The 20,602-nt window shown below is 44.5% G+C and carries 19 protein-coding genes; 7 read left to right on the forward strand and 12 right to left on the reverse strand.

Translation table 11 applies throughout. The features are described from left to right. Positions 1-618: 618 nt before the first annotated feature. Positions 619-1,491 carry a Tim44 domain-containing protein gene (locus tag R7D93_RS18240; RefSeq protein ID WP_005384268.1) on the reverse strand — a complete coding sequence of 291 codons (873 nt, stop codon included), beginning with the start codon at positions 1,489-1,491 and terminating at the stop codon, positions 619-621. Positions 1,492-1,883: 392 nt separating this feature from the next. Here R7D93_RS18240 and R7D93_RS18245 point away from each other — a divergent pair, with 392 nt between their 5' ends. From R7D93_RS18245 to R7D93_RS18255, 3 genes are all read left to right on the forward strand, one after another. Next, a complete protein-coding gene (locus tag R7D93_RS18245; protein WP_005382308.1) occupies positions 1,884-2,474 on the forward strand; it encodes a TetR/AcrR family transcriptional regulator in 591 nt (196 codons plus the stop codon). A gap of 13 nt (positions 2,475-2,487) precedes the next feature. After that, positions 2,488-4,362 carry an MFS transporter gene (locus R7D93_RS18250; RefSeq protein ID WP_213893666.1) on the forward strand — a complete coding sequence of 625 codons (1,875 nt, stop codon included), beginning with the start codon at positions 2,488-2,490 and terminating at the stop codon, positions 4,360-4,362. 114 nt (positions 4,363-4,476) lie between these two features. After that, positions 4,477-5,406 carry a YeiH family protein gene (locus R7D93_RS18255; protein ID WP_005384270.1) on the forward strand — a complete coding sequence of 310 codons (930 nt, stop codon included), beginning with the start codon at positions 4,477-4,479 and terminating at the stop codon, positions 5,404-5,406. Here R7D93_RS18255 and R7D93_RS18260 read toward each other — a convergent pair. The 7 genes from R7D93_RS18260 to R7D93_RS18290 form a co-directional block, all read right to left on the reverse strand. Continuing rightward, a complete protein-coding gene (locus R7D93_RS18260; protein WP_017634658.1) occupies positions 5,403-5,591 on the reverse strand; it encodes a hypothetical protein in 189 nt (62 codons plus the stop codon). The two genes, R7D93_RS18255 and R7D93_RS18260, sit on opposite strands and share 4 nt — an antisense overlap. Positions 5,592-5,691: 100 nt before the next feature. Next, positions 5,692-7,119 carry an o-succinylbenzoate--CoA ligase gene (gene menE / locus R7D93_RS18265; RefSeq protein ID WP_225497059.1) on the reverse strand — a complete coding sequence of 476 codons (1,428 nt, stop codon included), beginning with the start codon at positions 7,117-7,119 and terminating at the stop codon, positions 5,692-5,694. Continuing rightward, the gene (gene menC / locus R7D93_RS18270) at positions 7,104-8,093 is read right to left on the reverse strand and encodes an o-succinylbenzoate synthase (RefSeq protein WP_225497057.1); all 990 of its coding nucleotides are present in this window, start codon (positions 8,091-8,093) and stop codon (positions 7,104-7,106) included. The genes menE and menC overlap by 16 nt, the downstream gene beginning before the upstream one ends. Positions 8,094-8,218: 125 nt before the next feature. Next, positions 8,219-9,085 carry a 1,4-dihydroxy-2-naphthoyl-CoA synthase gene (gene menB / locus R7D93_RS18275; protein ID WP_005382318.1) on the reverse strand — a complete coding sequence of 289 codons (867 nt, stop codon included), beginning with the start codon at positions 9,083-9,085 and terminating at the stop codon, positions 8,219-8,221. Beyond that, positions 9,078-9,905, reverse strand: coding sequence for a 2-succinyl-6-hydroxy-2,4-cyclohexadiene-1-carboxylate synthase (menH, locus tag R7D93_RS18280; RefSeq protein WP_225497055.1), 828 nt, complete (start codon positions 9,903-9,905; stop codon positions 9,078-9,080). Before menH ends, menB begins: the two co-directional genes overlap by 8 nt. Next, on the reverse strand, positions 9,892-11,610 hold the full coding sequence (gene menD, locus R7D93_RS18285; protein WP_225497053.1) for a 2-succinyl-5-enolpyruvyl-6-hydroxy-3-cyclohexene-1-carboxylic-acid synthase: 1,719 nt from the start codon (positions 11,608-11,610) through the stop codon (positions 9,892-9,894). The genes menH and menD overlap by 14 nt, the downstream gene beginning before the upstream one ends. Then, a complete protein-coding gene (locus R7D93_RS18290) occupies positions 11,607-12,914 on the reverse strand; it encodes an isochorismate synthase MenF (RefSeq protein WP_005382321.1) in 1,308 nt (435 codons plus the stop codon). Before R7D93_RS18290 ends, menD begins: the two co-directional genes overlap by 4 nt. A gap of 217 nt (positions 12,915-13,131) precedes the next feature. On the opposite strand from R7D93_RS18290, the gene R7D93_RS18295 reads away from it, so the two are divergent. From R7D93_RS18295 to R7D93_RS18305, 3 genes are all read left to right on the forward strand, one after another. After that, a complete protein-coding gene (locus R7D93_RS18295) occupies positions 13,132-14,346 on the forward strand; it encodes a pyridoxal phosphate-dependent aminotransferase (RefSeq protein ID WP_005384283.1) in 1,215 nt (404 codons plus the stop codon). Positions 14,347-14,436: 90 nt separating this feature from the next. Then, a complete protein-coding gene (gene yfbR, locus R7D93_RS18300; protein ID WP_025766954.1) occupies positions 14,437-15,021 on the forward strand; it encodes a 5'-deoxynucleotidase in 585 nt (194 codons plus the stop codon). A 15-nt stretch (positions 15,022-15,036) separates the two neighbouring features. Beyond that, positions 15,037-16,359, forward strand: coding sequence for an anti-phage deoxyguanosine triphosphatase (locus R7D93_RS18305; protein ID WP_225497051.1), 1,323 nt, complete (start codon positions 15,037-15,039; stop codon positions 16,357-16,359). A 6-nt stretch (positions 16,360-16,365) separates the two neighbouring features. Here the strand turns inward: R7D93_RS18305 and R7D93_RS18310 are convergent, their stop codons facing one another. Further along, on the reverse strand, positions 16,366-16,980 hold the full coding sequence (locus R7D93_RS18310; protein WP_225497049.1) for a tRNA-uridine aminocarboxypropyltransferase: 615 nt from the start codon (positions 16,978-16,980) through the stop codon (positions 16,366-16,368). Between the two features lie 3 nt (positions 16,981-16,983). On the opposite strand from R7D93_RS18310, the gene rrtA reads away from it, so the two are divergent. Continuing rightward, positions 16,984-17,535, forward strand: a complete 552-nt coding sequence (gene rrtA / locus R7D93_RS18315; protein ID WP_213885750.1) for a rhombosortase — start codon at positions 16,984-16,986, stop codon at positions 17,533-17,535. A 98-nt stretch (positions 17,536-17,633) separates the two neighbouring features. On the opposite strand, the gene R7D93_RS18320 is transcribed toward rrtA, so the two are convergent. The 3 genes from R7D93_RS18320 to R7D93_RS18330 all read right to left on the reverse strand — a co-directional run bounded on the left by R7D93_RS18320 (position 17,634) and on the right by R7D93_RS18330 (position 20,506). Next, the gene (locus R7D93_RS18320; RefSeq protein WP_213964260.1) at positions 17,634-17,918 is read right to left on the reverse strand and encodes a ComEA family DNA-binding protein; all 285 of its coding nucleotides are present in this window, start codon (positions 17,916-17,918) and stop codon (positions 17,634-17,636) included. Between the two features lie 255 nt (positions 17,919-18,173). Then, the gene (gene ppiD, locus R7D93_RS18325) at positions 18,174-20,033 is read right to left on the reverse strand and encodes a peptidylprolyl isomerase (protein ID WP_225497047.1); all 1,860 of its coding nucleotides are present in this window, start codon (positions 20,031-20,033) and stop codon (positions 18,174-18,176) included. Positions 20,034-20,233: 200 nt separating this feature from the next. Next, entirely contained in the window at positions 20,234-20,506 is a 273-nt protein-coding gene (locus tag R7D93_RS18330) for an HU family DNA-binding protein (protein ID WP_005382341.1), read from the reverse strand. Positions 20,507-20,602 lie beyond the last annotated feature (96 nt).

Raw genomic sequence — 20,602 nt, forward strand, 5'->3', positions numbered from 1 at the left:
GAGTGGCCAAAGGGAGCAGACTGTAAATCTGCCGGCACTGCCTTCGATGGTTCGAATCCGTCCCCCTCCACCATATTGAAGAAGCCAGCTCATTGAGCTGGCTTTTTTCGTTTCAGGATCTTGATAGCATAGTCCTACTACAACGAACCTTTCACTCCTAACCGAAACTCTGCTCGATTGAATACCTATCACAGTAAATAAGTGATCAGAAATAGCGTAGGGAAAATGCTTGAGAACAAGGCGCAGTTATCGAGTATTTTAACAAGCTAGAATGACCAGTTATTTACTACGATTGGTATAACCTATACTCAATCTCACTAAAGCAACCAACCCCATGTGAAACTCCACAAACAAAAGGCTGAGGAGCAGATCTTTACCCTACAAACAATGTACTAGCTATTTTGATTTTGTTAGTTCGTATGGCCTTAATATGAATGTTCAATATAAATAGGAAAACACTTGAGGACTTACTAGAAAAAGTGGGCTCGCAAAATTACCAAACGGACTCAATTAGTGATGTTTGTATAAAAACACGTACAAGAAATATAAATGATAGATACAAAAAATCCCGCAGGGGATGCAGGATTTTTACTAGTGACTAAATTGGTTTAAAGGTGACTAGCCTTGAATACCAACGATTAACCATGGCGCATTAGGCGCAGTCAAGTCACGCTCTAGGTGCCAGATATCTTCGATTTCTTCTTCAACACCTTCTACTGTGTCACGGTAACGACCGCTAAACTGCAGACTAAGCTGTGCTTTATTTGCATCGTAATCAGCGCGGACGATCTCCGCATCAACGTACATTACGTCAGTATGCTGCTCACCGTCGAGCTTCGCGCGCTCTGCTTTTAGGTCTTCAAACAAGCTTGGAGAAACATATTCTTCAATAGTTTCTAGCTGGTTGTGATTCCACGCACCTTGCAGGATTCGATAGTGTTCACGAGAACCATTAATGAACGCTGCTTGGTCAAAACCCGGTGGGTAGTTATGTGGTACGTCTGTTTGAGCGCCAAAACCACCAAAGCCACCATTATTTGTGTTTGGTTGTTGCTCAAAGTTTTGCATGTTTGGTTGCTCAAACTTAGATGCGTTGCCACCAAATGCAGGCTGTTGACGATGCTGGTTCATACTGCCCTGCTTCGCACCTAGCATACCGCGCATTAGTTTAAAGATGACAAAGGCAATCAAACCAATAATTAGGATATCCATAAACTGGATACCTTCAAAAGCACCGCCAAAGAATGCAGCAAGTAGACCACCAGCAAGAAGTCCGCCTAGCAGACCACCCATAAGGCCTTTCTTACTTGAAGACTTTGTCGTCTGATCTTTGCCGACCGTATTGGTGTTTTGTTGCTGTTGTTTCGGTGCTGGTGCAGTTTTGTAGCTCTTACCGAAAGACTTACTGCCACCAAACTTCTTCGCTTCCGCGATAGGCGTTACAGCAACAGTAAACATCAATAAAGCAACAATAGAAAATAAACGTTTCATCGTTATCCTTAAAGTTAGCTATCTAAGATAGTGCCCCATTTTCAAGACGAAACAATCGTTGTTTCAAACAGTAGCACGCCAAAGATGATTTTTAAGTCATCATACTCTGTATACCGATTGATGAAAATAGCTTATAGAAGCTGACATGTATCAGAATATTGCCAAAAATGCAGACTGCTCACACTGCTTACAATTCAGCTGAAGGCGCTTGATCAATGTAAAAAAAGTATGGAATAAGTTCACTAATACTCCAGATTGTTTTACTTGAATTAGAATCAGTGACACAGCTCAGAATCCTACACCTTGAGGGCACTTGGACACATTGCCTTGTTGACGGTTAATAGGTAGCTGACTATCATATTGAACGATGTTCAATAAAGTAGTTTGAGAGTATGGCGCGCAGAAACGATCACACCCGAGAAGAGTTAGTGAATTTGACGTTAACAACGGTCAAAAACTTTTTAGATGAGAATTCTTACCACGAACTCAGTCTTCGTAAAATCGCTAACATGATTGGTTACGTGCCAAGCACATTGGTAAATGTTTTTGGTAATTATAATTTGTTGTTGCTTCATGTTGTCGCTCAAACTTTAGATGAGTTATCTCAAGAAGCACGCAAAGCGACTAATGACAGCAAAGACTCCCATCAAGCGCTTTTTGAACTCGCTTATTGCTACCACGATTTTGCTCAAAAACACCCATACCGTTGGCAGTTAGTGTTCGAACACAACATGAATGGAGCAGAACTTCCGGAATGGCATGCCAAACGTATCGATGGTATGACGGGAATGCTAGAGTCACTATTGGCTCAAATCGCACCACATCGTACTGAATCCGAAGTGATTCAAGCGAGTCGAGTCCTTTGGTCTGGCGTACATGGCATTACTTTACTCAGTGTTGATGATAAGTTTTTCTCTAGTGAACCGATTGATGGCAAAGAGTTGATCAGTAATCTTCTTTCTAACTATCTCACGAACTGGTAGCAAAGGATTATCCATGTCATCCGACAGACAGCCGTCGTTACTTACGCAGAGAAAGTTCCTGCCCTATTTCATTACTCAGTTTTTTGGCGCTTTCAACGACAATATTTTTAAAAACGTTTTGCTGTTGTTTGTCGCATTCGCGAGCTCCAGTGCACTGCCTATTTCGAGCAATTTGTTCATCAACCTTGCGGCAGGCTTGTTCATTCTACCGTTCTTTCTGTTCTCTGCTTCCGCTGGCGTATTAGCCGACAAATATGAAAAGTCATGGTTTATTCGTAAGGTCAAACTATTTGAAATAGCCATCATGCTGTTGGGTGCCATCGGATTCATAACCGAAAGTTATGGTGTGCTTTTATTGCTACTGTTTTTAATGGGCACACAGTCAGCATTTTTTGGCCCAGTTAAATATGCCCTTTTGCCTCAAAAGTTAAATGCTAAAGAGTTAGTGCCCGGCAACGCTCTTGTTGAAGCTGGTACCTTTATCGCCATCCTTATTGGCACCTTAGGCGCTGGGATTATAGCCTCTGCAGACAACGCAAAATACCTTGCCGCATTTTGTGTCGTGATCTTCGCATTGTTAGGCTACTTGTCGAGCCGCTCAATCCCCTTTGCTGCAGCCAGCGCTCCCAATCTCTCTTTTCGTTGGCAACCATACAAGCAAACCAAACACACGCTCTCTATCGCCAAATCCGATCGAGTTGTTTTTCAATGCATAATGGCAATAAGTTGGTTTTGGTTTTTAGGCGCCGCATATCTAACACAATTCCCGAATTTCACTAAGATTTACCTAAATGGCACCGAGAGTGCGGTGTCTTTCTTGCTCGCTCTATTTTCCATTGGTATCGCGCTAGGGTCGCTACTTTGCAATTGGATCTCAAACCATCGTATCGAAGTCGGTATTGTGCCAATTGGTGCCTTTGGCATTACGGTATTTGGGTACCTAATGGCCACTTCCATTCCCAATGATCTACCTGTTTTCCATAACTTTGTAGACTTCTTTAGATATGAGCCTTTTTGGCCATTATTTTTCTACCTATTAATGATTGGCGCTTCGGGCGGTTTGTTTATTGTGCCTCTTTACGCATTAATGCAGCATCGAGCAAAGGAAACCGAACGTGCTCAAGTCATCGCAGGGCTCAACATTTTTAACTCTCTGTTTATGGTCGGCAGCGCTGTCTTAGGTATTGTGTGCCTAAGTGTAATCAAGATGACAATTCCTCAGCTGTTTGCATTGTTAGCCATTTTAAATTTCTTAGTTGCCGCTTACATCTTTTTGCAAATTCCTATTTTTGTAGTTCGCTTTGTCATGTGGATGCTTACGCACACCATCTATCGAGTTAAGCATAAGAATCTACACAACCTACCCGAGCATGGTGGGGCATTGATTGTATGTAATCATGTAAGCTACATGGATGCATTGCTACTTAGTGCAGTATGCCCAAGGTTGATTCGTTTTGTGATGGAGGAAGATTACGCCAACCTACCTCCATTAAGGCGCTTTTTACGTCGAACTGGGGTAATTCCAATTTCAGCGAGTAACAGAAGCTCTATTAGACGTGCATTTAACGATGTGGAAGCCGCGCTAAGCGAAGGTCATATCGTCTGTATTTTCCCTGAAGGAAGATTAACTTCAGATGGTGAAATGAATGAATTCATGCGCGGTATTGATATCATTCTACGTCGTAGCCCAGTACCCGTCATACCTGTTGCACTTAAAGGCTTATGGGGAAGCTATTTCAGCCGCGCAAAAGGTCGCGCATGCTGTGGCTTACCGACTCGATTTTGGTCAAAGCTAGAAATTGAAGCAGGACAACCGGTGCCACCAAATGAGGCAACGGCAAAAACAATGTTCGATAAAGTGCATCAACTCAGAGGCGACTGGCGATAAATACACTTGAACACATGTTTAGGATAACTGAACATGTGTTCAAATCATTAAGACAAACTGACCACACCCAGTGCGATATACTCTCCCTTTCATTCACAACAGCGAATAAAAACCTTGAATAGAAACTACCTCCTGTTTGGATTGGCGTTACTTTTTTGTTTAACCCCCCTTGCCTCCTCTCCTATTGCTCTAGTTATCGGTTTTCTACTCGCAAGTTTTGGTTTTGTGCCTTCCGAGCTGCCCATCGCTTCTTTTACTAAAAAGCTGCTGTCTTACTCGATTATTGGCTTAGGCTTTGGCATCAACTTTGAGCAAGCACTTGCAGTCACATCGGATGGTATCGGCCTGATCATCGCCACTATTACAGGCACACTGATCATGGGCACTCTCATTGCCAGGGTAATTAAATTGGAGCGAGTAACCGCTTACTTAATCTCATCAGGTACTGCAATTTGTGGTGGTAGCGCAATTGCTGCTGTGGCACCGGCGATTAAAGCGAAAGACGAGCAGATTGGATTAGCACTGGCAACGGTATTTGTCCTGAACTCCATTGCACTCTTTGTGTTTCCTGTGATTGGACATGCTTTAGGGCTAGATCAACACACGTTTGGCACATGGGCTGCGATTGCCATTCATGACACATCTTCTGTTGTCGGGGCTGCCTCGGCCTATGGGGAAGAAGCACTAACGACGGCAACAACATTGAAACTCGCGCGCGCTTTATGGATCATTCCTGTTGCTTTGATCAGTGCCGTCATCTTTTCAAGAGGCCAAAAAGAGAATGGAAAGAAAAAACTAGCTATCCCTTATTTCATTTTTTGGTACTGTGCAGCTATCGCGTTTAGCGACTTCTTTCCTCAATTTGAAATGGTCTATCACGGCATTTTCATTGGAGCAAAGCAAGCGTTGGTTGTATGTCTGTTCTTGATAGGTTGCAGCATTTCAATTTCAAAACTAAAGTCAGCTGGAGCTAAGCCGCTGTTGTTTGGCGTGACTCTGTGGGTGTTAATTTCGACCACTTCTCTAAGTTGGTTACTGTTTTAGATATTGGTGGTCTGCTTATCGCGTTGAGGGGACGGTATTTCCCGTTTGCTATTTTTGTATATAACGACCAACGCAATAGCGATCAAAAATGCCGTTAGCTCTGCAAGAGAGCGGGCTAGCCCTTCACTACTTATCGCGATACCAATTTGTAGTGCTACTGCCGCAATTAAAACTAGCTTTGCCATCCTGAACCTTATGCATTTTCTCTCCACGAAGAAGCATAATTATGATTCAGAGTTATAAGGATACGAAATTCTCTTTATGACTAATACATAGCAAAATTGACTAATGCTGAAGTGATGACAGCAGCCACTCTTTCACGGCCTTACGTGAAATTTTGATCCCACCTTTTAGTAGAGTTTGTGGCATTACATGGTATTCCACTGGCCATTTAAACTTCTCTAACTTTGATTGCAAGTGCTGGTCATACTCCGACTTGCTGCGCAATCCATTGGTCTGAATCACAGCTACTGGTCTATGACCAAACTCCGCGTCTTCGACTGGAACCACTATACTCTGCACTACACCATCAATTTGGTTCAAAGCGGCTTCAATCTCTTCACAATGGATATTCTCACCACCAGAGATAAACTGATTGTCGGCACGGCCGATTATCTTTAATTCATCACCTTGCCACTCGCCAAGATCCTTGCTGTCAAACCAGCCTTTCTCATCCAGAAATGGGGTAACATGTCCTTGATGGAAATACCCTGCCGCTAATGTCTTACCGCCAATAAAAATGCGTTGGTCAACTAATTTTATCTTACGGTGCTTCAATACATGTCCAGCATTACTGGTGCTGTCAATTCTCTTTGCGGTAACGGTAGAGGCCGCCTCCGTCATCCCATAACCTAACCATGTCTCAATGCCTTGCCTTGTTGCTCGTAGTGCCAATTCGTGATCAACGTGGCTGCCGCCCAGTAGCACATGTGTCAATGACAAATGTGCATCATCATCCAATAACCGTTTGAGCTGAGTCGCAACCAAAGAAGCGTGTGATACGCCCTGAACATCATCAACAAGTTTCCCTGAACCGACTTTTAGTGTTGCTCCGACATATAGCCAACGATAGACAATCGCTAATCCAGAGACGTGATACAGCGGAAGCGATAACAGCCAAGCATCTTGCTGAGTGAAAATGAACTCCTGCAACAAGCCCTCTGCAGACGCAAGATGCTGTCGATGTGTATGAACCACAGCTTTAGGCTCCCCTGTAGAGCCAGAAGTAAATACTACTGAAGCTAGCCGGTCATGATGATAGCTATCTTCAGTCAACGAATCACTCTCTTGCTGTGATACTACAGGAGGTGAAAGCAATGTTGCCTTGAGTTTTTGTATATCATGTTCAGAAAAGGTCGAAGCGCACTCCTGAGAAAACCAGATAAACCGAGTTTGATCAGGCCTGTAAAGTGTAGCAAGCTTACCCTGCAACTTATCTAGTGGTTGTTCCATGGTCAGCGCAGCGAGCGCACCCAACTGTTTGGAGGCAAGATAAAACAACAGTGTTTCTACTTGGTTCTTGCCAACCAAAGTCAGCACATCCCCCCGAGTTACACCCAAGTCATTCAAATAGTGAGTGTATTGGTCAATACGCTTCGAGAGTTGTTGCCAGTTTAATACTTCTGTTGATGTCTTGAGTGCAATAGAAAAAGGGCTCGTTTGAGCCCAGTATTTCCATGGTGCCTTCGCAATATTGTCTACGCAGAATGCCACACAATCTCCTGGTCTTTTAGAGGAAGAACGGGAAGTTCACACTTAGGCCAGCCCTGCTCTAGCTGAGCCTTGAATAAGCCAATCGTATCCAAACCTGGAACTTCATCAGGCAGCTGCCATTGGGCAAAGCGCGCTAATTGAGTTAAACCGAGACTGGATTCAATGCTCGAGCTAATCACTGCTTTCATCCCCAGTGACTTCGCTTTCACTATCAGTGTAATACAAAAATCCACTGAACCAATGAGTGTGGGTTTGATGATGATCGTTTTCACACCAGTTAGATCTTCAAGACGGAAATCTTCACGACGAACCGCATCTTGCAATGTTTCATCCCAAGCGATAGCAATACCAGTATTAATCGCAAAAGAGAGACTATCGCCAGGAGAGCGGCACGGCTCTTCTAGAAACGTGATTCGTTGACGCAGAGACGGAGCAATGTACTTAGCGAACTGCTGCGCTTTTTCTGGTGTCCAAGTGCGATTGGCATCGAGTCGAAGCGTTAATTGAGGGATTGATTCAAGAAAAAGGTTCACAAGCATGCCATCGCGAATTGGCTCATAAAGTCCAACTTTCACCTTAGCGACTTTCTCACCTTCCATTTCGTTCAGCTTTGGAATGAGCTCATCTGGGTCGCCAGTGCATAGTGGCGCTGTTTGGTATTTACCTTGTTGTGGTAAGCCACCAGCTAATTCAAGCTGTGCCATCGATAAACCAAACGCAACCGACGGGTACATATTGGCATAATCCACATCCAACTCTGCTACCCAACGCTCCGCCTGTTCTTGTAGCTGAACACCCGCATCTTCGGTGCTCTCTAAGCTAAAACCAGGAAGAGGAGCGACTTCTCCAAACCCTGTTTTACCATCTTCGGAAAGCGCAACAACATAACCAACACGTTCGGTTAGCTTGTTGTCACGTAGGATGACACCACTATCCATGGGCAAGCTATAACGATAAATTTTCGCTTCACGCATAATTCAAGTCCTATGTAATGCCGTATATTTGAGTGTTCTGACGAGCAATCCCACCAGCCTCCCAGAGGGCGAGGCGCTCAGGAAAAAAGGAACAGAGGAGCTAACACGCTCCTCATTTAGACGGATTATGGGTTGCGAGGGAATTTATCGAAGTCTGGGCGACGCTTCTCGTTAAAGGCGTTACGACCTTCTTGTCCTTCATCAGTCATGTAGAACATCATCGTTGCGTTACCCGCTAGCTCTTGCAGACCCGCTTGACCATCACAATCTGCGTTTAATGCAGCTTTCAGGCAGCGCAATGCCATTGGGCTGTGCTGTAGTACTTCACGACACCAACGAACGGTTTCTTTCTCTAGATCCGCTAGTGGTACAACTGTGTTTACTAGGCCCATGTCTACCGCTTCTTGAGCATTGTAGAAACGACATAGGAACCAAATTTCGCGAGCTTTCTTTTGGCCTACGATGCGAGCCATGTAAGATGCACCCCAACCGCCATCAAATGAACCCACTTTAGGGCCTGTTTGACCAAATTGAGCGTTGTCAGCTGCAATCGTTAGGTCACACATCATGTGCAGAACGTGACCACCGCCAACAGCCCAACCCGCTACCGATGCGATCACTGGTTTTGGACAAGTACGAATATCGCGTTGGAAGTCCAATACGTTTAGGTGATGCGTACCTTGGTCATCTTTATAGCCGCCATAGTCGCCACGGATCTTCTGGTCGCCGCCAGAACAGAATGCGTCTTCACCTAGACCTGTCAGAATGATCACGCCAACACCAGAGTCGTAACGCGCATCTGCCAACGCATCAATCATCTCTTTTACCGTTTGAGGACGAAACGCGTTACGCACTTGAGGACGCGCAATGGTTATTTTCGCGATACCATCTTCAGACTTATGGTAATGAATGTCCTCGTATTTCTCGCCGCAATCTTTCCATTGAACCGGAGCGTAAAGTTCTTCTTCAGAAATGCCTACTGTTTTAGCCATGGTGATTCCCATTGTTCTCGTTACTCTCACCAAAGTGAGACTGAATTATTTGCTTGGTATGTATCGCAAACTGTTTGGGCTGCTCTTGATGGACGTTATGACCAGCGCCTTCAACTTGTCGATACGCCAACCCGCTACGTTGTGCCAGTTGGCTAAATTTTTGGTCTTTCTCACCACACAAGTAATACACTGGTATGTTCTGCTTTTGCAGTGAGGGCAATAAATATGCCTGTTTGGCTAACGATGTCGCCATCAACATATTCGCCACCGCTGAGCCAAGATTATCACTTCGCTTCGCAATGAATGTTTGTCTTTGCTCATGGTTTAGTGAAGAAAACACCGCTTGTTGGTACCAATCGTTCAAAACACGTTCAAGTGGTTCAGTTTTGAAACGCATTGCCCAGCGAGCATCATTCCCTAATCTCACCTGTTTCTCTGACTCAGTTTGAAGCCCGAAGTTTCCCCCTTCAATAATCGCGCCTGCAATATTGAGCTCTGGAAAGCATTGATGGGCAATACCATGCATCGCAATGCGGCCGCCCATAGAGTATCCAATCAAAATAAGTGGTTGTTGTGAGGGAAATAATAAAGATAGTGTGGAACCAAGAAGTTTGCAGCAATCATTTAAATCGCAGCAAAAAATAGATTGGCTGCGTCCGTGACCAGGAAGGTCAACCGTAACACGTTCATATTCGGGTAATGCATTTAAACACGCGAGCCAATCGGCACCGCTACCGAGTAAGCCATGCAAAAACACCAAAGTGGGCAACGTTCTACTTTGGTGTTTTTCTAATACAGGGAAACGTTCAAAGTAAAGCATTCAGACTCTTATTAAATGCCTTGAGTGTCTCAGCAGCTTGATTAGGTGGGGTTTGAACCTCGACCAGCAACGTGCCTTGGCGGTGACATAAATGCTCTTTTACAGATGATTGGAATTGCTCCAGTGTAGAAACATGCAAATACGCCAAACCAAACTGCTTTGCCGCGTGTTCAAACTGATAACCATGAGGCATTTGATAATATGTCGTTCTGCGCTCTGGTGGTACTGGCAACATATCAAAAATCGCACCGCCGTCATTATTAGTAACAACAAGTATCGCCGGCAGTTTATTGTGAGAAAATAGCGCCAGAGAATTGAGATCATAAAGTGCTGCTGTGTCACCGATATACATTAGTAACGGATTACCTCTTGCCCGTTGCACGCCTGATGCCGCAGCAAACAAACCGTCAATCCCTGACGCGCCTCGATTAGTGAAAACCTCTACACCATCCAATTTTCCGTACATATCAACAAGCCGAACAAACAAGCTATTACCCAAGAAAACATCTACGTTCTTTGTGCGCTCGTTGATGTCTGCTGCCAACGCAATTTCGTCAATGGCAGACGCTGAATCAGATAGGAAGGCTTCTTCGATACGTTGATGAACTCGCTTAACGTCATTCGCTAACCTATCAGCCCACCCAGCAAATATTGACTTCTCAAAACTAATGCGAGAAACCCACGTTTTAGGAGGCTCAACCCAGTGCATTTGCGCCAGATGATTTTGGTTATTCCGGTCCATACAAGGTGAGACATACCAATACTGAACGTCTTTACTTTGTTGATTTTTCGATACTTGTTTATCAATCCATTGGTTCAAACGTTTGGAGATGATTCGGCTACCAAATTGGATAATAAGTTCACAAGATTCAAGCTCGTTTGCGAACTCGGGAAGTTGAAGCCATACATCGTAATACGCCCAATCCGAACTGAGACCACTTTGCGGGTCTGCAAGTACTGGCCATCCCATCTTTTGTGCAAATGCCTGCGCCGACTTCGCTTGTTCAAGCGGTAAGCTGCCAATCACAACCAAGCCTTTTTTGTCCGAAAAAGGCGGGATGTTTGCCTGTGACAAATGGCTAAAACGCTGAGTATAAGTGCCGCTTCCTTTTCGCCATCCGGCGACCGAATCTAAGTAGGTTTGATAATCCGATTTTGCGCCGTTGGAATACAAAGGCTCTGGAAATGCACAATTAATATGAACGGCACTACCCTGCAATTGCTGAGTAAACATCACTTCGTCAACAGAGGTCAGCAACCAGTTAAGCGACGTTGCTAAATTTGGGCTTGGTAAATTCAAACTGGCCGAAACATGATGTGAAAAAATACCCAATTGATTTATCGCTTGGTTTGCACCACAGCCGACAAGTTCTACTGGACGATCTGCTGTCAGCAGCACCAGTTTTTCACCAGTAAGTTTGGCTTCGGCAACCGACGGTAATAAGTTCGCCACTGCCGTACCAGAGGTAACGATAATTGCCACGGGTTCCTGAGTAGCTTTCGCTAAACCAAGAGCCATAAAGCCCAATCCACGCTCATCAAAATGAGTATGAATGGAAAAGTCGGACTGTTCTGCCGCTTCTAAAGTTAAAGGCGTAGAACGAGATCCGGGAGCGATACAAACATGCTTAACGCCAAATCGCTGAAGCTCAATCAATATGGTTTCTGACCAAACTCGATTGAGCACCGCTTGGTCATGACTCATGATGCGACTCCCAATGGCGGATGATCAGAAATCAGCGTAAGTAACGTCGACATTTTCTTATCAAGTTCTGCCCACTCATGTTCTGCAATGGAGCCTGGAACAATCCCTGCGCCCGCAAACAGTTGTACTTGCTCACCGAGCACAAGCGCACTTCTGATTGCGACACAAAACTCTGCTCGTTCATGGCTTATGTAACCCATTGACCCCGCGTACCAGCCGCGTGCAAACGGCTCATTATCCAATATAAATTGCATCGACTCTTGTCGGGGTAAGCCAGCAACCGCCGCTGTTGGCTGAAGCGCCGATAACAACTGAACACCATTTATCCCCGCTCTTAGACTAGCGTGAATATTTCGCTTAAGGTGCTGCACTTTTCGTAGTCTGACCAAACTCGGTTCAGCTTCCACTTCAACCACTTCAGAATGTGGTGATAGACGGTCAATGATGTCGTCCACCACATACTGGTTTTCGTTGAGGTTCTTTTGGTCTTGGGATAACCAATTCGCCAACTCCATATCTTGAGTGGCATTGTCTCCCCGACCAATCGTACCTGCTAACGCTTCGGTATGTAGCTCATGCCCTACGCGAGAATACAAACGTTCTGGCGTAGACCCCATAAAACTGTGCTTACTGTCTAAGCTCAGCATGAAATGGAAGCTATGATGGTTATTTAAGTAACTTGCTTTAAGTAGCTGTGCAGCACTTAATGTGTTATCAAGCTGCACGGTAGAGCGACGCGCTAAAACCACTTTCTTAAAATCATCATTCTCTATACCAGTCAGAACCTTATGAACTAACTCATTCCATTGAGGCTGACTTGGCGTGTGAACAATAGAGCGGATGTGAGACGAAATTGGAGCTAAGGTCGCGACCTCACAAACCAGTTTATTCAACCCAGCTAGAGTTCGCGCTTTGTCTTCTGAAATATTAACTGCGAGAGACCACTGTTGGTCAAAACGAATTAACTCAATTTGAGGCAAAAAGAAAAAAGAAGGCATACAGCGACGATTCTTCTCATGCTGTCCATCAAAAGAGCGCCCGCCCCAGACTCTTTGCCCTTCACCTAGAATGGTATAAGCAGGACCTGGCTCAACAAAAGCGTGCAATTGCCCTAGTGCAACGACCTCTTCACGTGTATCGCGGGACTGCCAATAAAACTTAGGGAAAAGTGGTTGTGCATCAAGCCAATCAATAAATGAGAAATTAGGTTTCTCGCTAAGGGGCTCGACCAGACGTGTTTGATTGCCTTCCGATTGCTGAACTCGCTCGATAATTCTCTTTACGGCTTGATGGAACTGTGACAAATCAACCTCGTTGTATGTGAGGATAAATGGTAACTGACGGCTACTCTAAGTTTAGACCCAAAGCAAATCAAGGTCGTATGCGATCTTTTGCAAAATCCTGTGATAGCAAGCGAGCGAAACTTAACCAGCAGACAGATTATTTACAGATATATATTCTAATAAAAAACAAATTATTGTATTTTAATAAAGAAATTAACGAATTTTTAGGAATTAAACAATGCAAAATATCGGGATGTCGTCAAAACTCGACAATGTCTGCTACGACATTAGGGGTCCTGTACTCAAACATGCTAAGCGCATGGAGGAAGAAGGGCATAAAATCCTAAAGCTAAACATTGGTAACCCTGCCCCATTTGGTTTTGACGCCCCTGATGAGATTTTAGTCGACGTGATTCGTAATCTGCCGACTTCTCAAGGCTATTGTGATTCCAAAGGCATTTACTCTGCTCGTAAAGCAGTGGTCCAACACTATCAGCGTAAAGGTATACGCTCGCTAGATGTCGAAGATGTGTATGTAGGTAACGGCGTGTCTGAGTTGATCGTAATGGCCATGCAAGCGCTATTAAACAATGGCGACGAAATGCTGATCCCAGCACCAGACTATCCGTTATGGACAGCTTCAGTTGCACTATCTGGTGGTAAGCCGGTTCATTATCTATGTGATGAAGAGGCTGACTGGTACCCAGACCTTGAAGACATCAAAAAGAAAATCACACCAAAGACACGTGGCATTGTTCTGATCAACCCGAACAACCCGACAGGTGCGGTATACAGCCGTGACTTCCTACTTGAAGTGATTGAGATAGCACGCCAGCACAAACTGATCATTTTCGCAGATGAGATCTACGACAAAGTGTTGTACGACGGTGCAACACATACCTCAGTCGCCACACTCACTGAAGACGTGCTAGTTATGACATTCAATGGCCTTTCAAAAGCCTACCGTGTTTGTGGTTTCCGTGGTGGCTGGATGTTCCTAACGGGGCCTAAACATCTGGCTCAAGGGTACGTGAATGGCTTGGAGCTGCTTTCATCGATGCGTTTATGCGCAAACGTACCAATGCAACATGCGATTCAAACCGCGTTAGGTGGATACCAGAGTATTAATGAACTGATTTTACCTGGCGGACGCTTATTAGAGCAGCGCAACCGAGCGTATGAACTGATCAATCAGATTCCTGGTGTTTCTTGTGTCAAACCTAAGGGTGCGATGTACCTCTTCCCGAAAATCGACACTAAAATGTACAACATCAAGAACGATCAACAGATGGTTTTAGATTTCTTAAAACAAGAGAAGGTCTTACTAGTGCAAGGTTCTGGTTTTAACTGGCCAAAACCAGACCACTTCCGCATCGTGACACTACCGCACGTTGAAGATCTAGAAATCGCCATTGGACGTTTTGAAAGATTCCTATCAACCTACAGCCAGTAATGAATCACTGGTAGTAATTAGTGCTGATCTCTCATATGCTTAGAGGAACTCCTAGTGAGTTCCTTTTTTACACCAGAAACGGAGAAAGCCATGAAAGAAAGCCATTTTTTCGCCCACCTGGCTCGAATGAAGCTGATCCAACGCTGGCCTTTAATGCGGTCCGTCTCACCAGAAAACGTTTCAGAGCATAGCTTACAAGTTGCTTTTGTCGCTCATGCCCTTGCCCTAATTAAAAACAAAAAATTCGGCGGTAACCTTAATCCAGAGCGTATCGCGATTCTTGCCATGTACCATGACTCCAGTGAAGTATTAACGGGTGATCTTCCGACTCCAGTGAAGTATTACAACCCTGAAATTGCCAAAGAATATAAGAAGATAGAATCGGCAGCGGAGCAAAAATTACTCTCAATGTTACCGGAAGAGTTCCAAGATGACTTTGCCCCCTATCTTCTTTCTCACTCTGCTCACGAAGAGGACGCAAAAATCGTTAAGCAAGCCGATTCCATCTGTGCCTATTTAAAATGTCTTGAAGAACTAAGCGCCGGCAACCATGAGTTCGCTCTGGCAAAAAAACGCTTAGACGTCACTTTGCAAGAACGCAGAACGCCTGAAATGGATTACTTTCTCAATACCTTTGCCCCAAGTTTCGAATTATCGTTAGATGAAATCAGTTAGCTTACGGAGATAATCGTGTCGTTTGAATTACACCCGCAATGGCAAGAGCGCCATGATGATGAGCATAAAATCCGTCGAGACGACCATCGGAGCCCGTACCAACGAGACCGAGCGCGCATTCTTCACTCGGCTGCATTTCGACGCCTACAAGCAAAAACCCAAGTACACGGCAATAGCTTGGAAGACTTTCACCGCAGTCGGTTAACGCACTCCTTAGAAGCGTCGCAACTCGGGACCGGTATCGTCGCCCAGTTAAAGAAAAAACAACCAGAGTTCCGTGAACTATTACCATCAGACAGCTTAATTGATTCATTATGTTTGGCTCACGACATCGGGCATCCTCCATACGGTCATGGGGGAGAAGTCGCTCTAAACTACGTAATGCGCGAACATGGCGGCTTCGAGGGGAACGCCCAAACCTTTCGTATCGTCACTAAGTTAGAGCCTTATACCGAGCATTTCGGAATGAATTTATCACGCCGCACACTGCTTGGTTTGATTAAGTACCCTGCCCTCATTAGTCAAACACGCTCCGTCAAGTTGCCTCAACCAGCCGAGCATCAACGTAAACTAAAAGCAAAAGATTGGAGCCCAGCTAAAGGCATTTATGATTGTGATAAAGACTTATTTGATTGGGTAATTGCACCGCTTTCTGACAACGACAAGGCATTGCTTAGTCTGATGCGTTCAACGCCAGAATCGGAGTTTGAGCACAGTAAAACGCGTTTTAAATCACTCGATTGCTCAATCATGGAGCTAGCAGATGATATCGCCTACGGTGTTCATGATTTAGAAGATGCAATCGTACTTGGTATGGTGACACGTCAGCAATGGCAAGAAGGCGCAGCAAGTCAATTAGCGGACTGTGGCGACCCGTGGTTTGAAGCTCATATCGATTCCATCGGACAGATGCTATTTAGCGGTAAGCACCATGAGCGGAAAGATGCCATCGGTGGTATGGTTAACGCGCTACTGACCAGCATTTCAATCAAAGCGGTGGATGAGCCGTTTAATAACCCGTTACTGTCTTGGAATGCGTGTTTAGAGCCACAGATGGCACGTGCACTTGACGTACTCAAGCACTTTGTCAGCACCTTCGTTATCCAAGTCCCGCAGGTCCAGATCGTTGAGTATAAGGGTCAGCAAATTATTATGGATATTTTTGAAGCGTTAACAGCAGACCCAGAGCGCTTACTACCCGTTCATACAAAAGATCTGTGGTGTCAGGCGAAGAGCAAGAGCAATAAAATGAGGGTCATCGCCGATTATATTTCTGCAATGACCGATGGTCACGCGCAAAAGCTACACCGCCAACTTTTCTCTTCCATCGTTCTTTAGTAACACTCAACCTTTCAAGTAATTCTTTTCAAAAATGCCCGGAGGCATCTGGGCGATTTGGAATTCGATCATCTTTTCAAACGCACGCATCAGCGGTGTAAAGTCTCGCTCGGGTTCAAGCAAGCGAAGCGAATGATAACCAGCCTCGACTGTCGATAAGCTATTCTCAGAGGGCGCCTTACGAATGGTGTAGTGCCCTTGTAGTTGCTTAGGCAACTGCACGGTTGGGAATGAATGTAAGTTGCTTGAGAGTTGCCACATTTTGTACGCTTTTTTCCACGTACCATCGAGCAAAATCAAACGTATTTTCTTAGATACACTATGACTCGCTTGAGTGATTTCAGAAATGCATCGTGACTCTTCTGATGGGTAAAGAACAAAATGTTGATATGACTCATCCGCTAATAAGTGATTTAAGACATCATCACAAGAAAAGTCCTCTCCTATCAAACAAATACAGTTATCTAAACTCAAATTGAGAATCCGTGCCGTACCAAGCGGACGATGTTCTTCACTCGTGTGCTGAAGAATGATAAGTTCTACCTCGCTTGCCAGCGGTACAATCCATTGGCAAATACACGCTTTTTGCGATTTTCCACAACGAGAACAATAACGAGACATAGAGTGAACCTTTATACCTTGCTGAGTATTATCAGCGTGATCTGTTTGATACTTCAATTTGAACCAATGGCAAGCCTAACCGAGTGGCACAGCTACAATATACGCCATGGTGAATGGTGGCGAATCGTAACAGGAAATCTCACACATACCAACTTTGTGCACTTAGGAATGAACCTCGCAGGATTGTGGATCATTACTTTTATTTTTCGTCCAAGCACTCGTAACTTCCTTATCGTTTTTTCAATCTTATGTGCATGTGTTGGTGCGTTGAATTTGTTTACCAACATGTCGGTATACGTAGGTTTATCCGGCGTATTACACGGATTGTTTGGATTTTGGGCGCTCAGAGAAGTCTTTGAAAGCAGAAGAAGCAGTGTGTTGTTAGTCGGAGGGCTAATCGCCAAAGTAGCATGGGAGCAGGTCTATGGCCCATCAAGCAGTACTGCTGAACTTATCGGTGCAAACGTTGCTATTGATGCTCATATGTTTGGCGCACTCGGTGGGTTAGTGATGGCTTTACTGGAAAAAGGCCTTCGCCGTCGTTTATTCGGATAAAAAATCCCGAACCACGAAAGAGGGGCTGGTTCGGGAAAGCAGTAATAGGGAAACAGATATTGTTCTGAATTCAGACTCAATATCTGCGATACATCAAGCTACAGTAAAATGCGGTCTTCGTTTTTCTTAACTGTCGCTTCACCAATGCCTTTTACGCTCTTCAAATCTGCTGCCGTTTTAAAAGGGCCATGTTCCTCGCGGTAGTCCACTATACTCTGCGCTTTCTTCTCACCTATACCTTTCAACATGGTCGCAATTTCTTCAGCAGTGGCCGTGTTGATATTTACAGTAATTTCAATTCCTTCATATTTGTCAGTGGCTGAATCCGCAGCTATGCTAAAAGGTGCAAAAACAAATAAGCACAATGTCAAAATCCATTTCATATTGAACATACAATCTCCAAAATAGTAGGCTAAAAACAGTCATCGAGAGCGAGTCACTATCAAGTTTGCAATGGAAAGCAATATGGTTATGCATTTAACAAACTGAGATGACCCGGAATTCACAACGGCCGCTATCACTTAAACGCGCACTAATTTAAGTAATGCCTATTGATGATTGAAGTTCATAAAGACAAAAATAAAACGGACCGCTTATGCGGTCCGTTTTATTCAACATACAAATTACACTAATTGTGCTTAGTTGCTCACAACATAATACTCGATGTCAGTATTTGCACGCAGTACGGCTAGTACAGATGATAAATCTTGCTGAGAAGATGCACGCTGCATTTGCATCGCAACTTGATCTTCTAACTCACTATCTAGCTCTGCGTTTACAGCATCAAGCTCGATGATAATGATGTTACCTTCAAGATCTTTAGACTGACCGTATACTGGTTTACCATCGACTGGTTTTGCCATCGCGAATACCGTTGTTGCCAACGGAGAACGACGATCTACTGTCTCTTGTTCACCAAAGGCAAGATTGTTTTCAGCAAGCACGTTCGTCTTACCTTCTTTCAATGCCGCAACGACTTGTGTTCCAAGTTCCATCGCTTCTTGCTCACCTTTAACACGAGATAGCTCTGCAACAACCTGATCTTTCACTTCTTCTAATGGAAGAACTGTCTCGTCACGCGCATCTTCAACACGAACAACGATAATATGCTCAGGCGCAACTTCGATAGCTTCAGAGTTTAGGCCATCTTCTTTAACTTCAGGACTCAGGATAGCTTGCATTACAGCAGGGCTACGAAGCACTTCAGGTGCATCAACCTGAGAAATAAAGTCCGTTGTCTTCACTTCTTGGTTAACCGCTTGAGAAGCATCATACAATGAGTCTGGGTATTCAAACGCTACGCGCTCAAGCTCATTTTGCAACTCGTAGAATTGATCGATAGCTTGTTGGTCAACCATCTCTTGTTTGATTTCAGCAGCGACTTCTTCAAATGGCTTCGCCACAGAATCTTTTAGCTCTTCAAGCTTGATAATGTGATAGCCAAAGTCCGACTTTACTAGACCCGACGTATCGCCAGGATTCTTCAGTGCGAATGCCGCTTCTTCAAAAGCAGGGTCCATCACATCACGCTCAATCCAACCTAGGTCACCACCGTTTTCAGCGCTGCCAAAATCGTCAGATTTCTCTTGAGCAAGCGTCGCAAAATCTGCACCCGCGTTTAGCTCATCTAGGATAGCTTGCGCTTTTGCTTCATCGTCCCCTTCTACAAGAATGTGAGCGACACGTCGTTGCTCTTCTGAAGAGTATTTGTTTAAGTGCTCGTCGTAGTACTTTTTCACCTCAGCATCAGAAACATTAACTTGTTCCTTTAGCGCTTCAGCTGACAGTTCGATGTAAGAGACTTTAACCTGCTCTGGGCGTGTAAAGTTGTCTGGGTTTGCTTTGTAGTACTCTTGAATTTCTTCGTCGGTCAATTCAATATTTTTCGCGAACTCCGCTAAGTCGATCTGAATCGTGCGAATATCACGAGTTTGAGTGAACAGCTTGCCTTCTGCTTGTACTTCACCCGGCAGAATAAATTCACTGTTTTGTAGCGCATTCAGCAGTTGCTCACGAACCAATTCACGACGCATGTACTCAGCAAAAGAGTCTGGCGAAAAGCCTGCACGACGCAAAGAAGCTTGATAGACCTCTTGATCAAACTGACCATTAGATTGGAACTGAGGCATGTCTAGAATCATGCTACGCACTTGAGTGTCGCTGATTCGCAGACCCAAAGCTTCAGCTTGTTGGTCAAGCAACACGTCATTGATCATTCGATCTAAAACGGATTTGCGGAAAGATTCAACATATGCAGGGTCAGCCAGCATTTGAGAGAAGTAGTCACCCAACTGAGCTTGCATACGGTTACGCTCATTTTGGTATGCCATCTCGAACTCACCACGAGGAATCTCAGTGTTACCGACTTTCGCTGCAGAGTTGTTGCTACCACCAACGATGTAGCTACCTACACCTGCAAATACGAAAGACAGGATGATAAGTCCAAGGATAATTTTGACCGCGATGCTATTCACGCCTTCGCGTAGTCGATCCATCATAATTTAACTGCTCTCCACAATTGAAGCCTACTGCTTCTATCTAATAGAAATAATGGCGCAATAATATCAGAAAAAGAAATGCGCATCAGTATGATGCGCATAATTTAAGAAAGTTCGGCTCGAAGTTTGTAAATTTTTGTTCGAAACTTATTGTTTGAGCAAAAGTTAAGCAAATGGCCGGTTACAGAAAAACGCCGTGATTAGTTACAAGCGTCTTTCAGTGCTTTACCAGCTTTGAAAGCTGGTACTTTTGCTTCTGCGATTTGGATTTCTTCACCAGTTTTTGGGTTACGACCAGTACGTGCAGCACGAGTGCGAACGCTGAATGTACCAAAGCCAACTAGAGCGACTTGATCACCAGATTGAAGAGTTCCGCTTACTGCTTCGATGAATGCATCTAGAGCACGACCCGCTGACGCTTTAGAAATATCTGCATTTTCTGCGATTTGTTCTACTAACTGAGTTTTATTCACTGTAATTTCCCCTTTGTGTCATCTGTGATTATTTTTGTGATGACTTTCGTTCCATTGTTAAGAAAATATGCTCCACCCCTTATTCATCAAGGGCTG

Origin of the sequence: Vibrio sp. YT-15, assembly GCF_033337445.1 — a bacterium.
GTDB lineage: Bacteria > Pseudomonadota > Gammaproteobacteria > Enterobacterales > Vibrionaceae > Vibrio > Vibrio alginolyticus.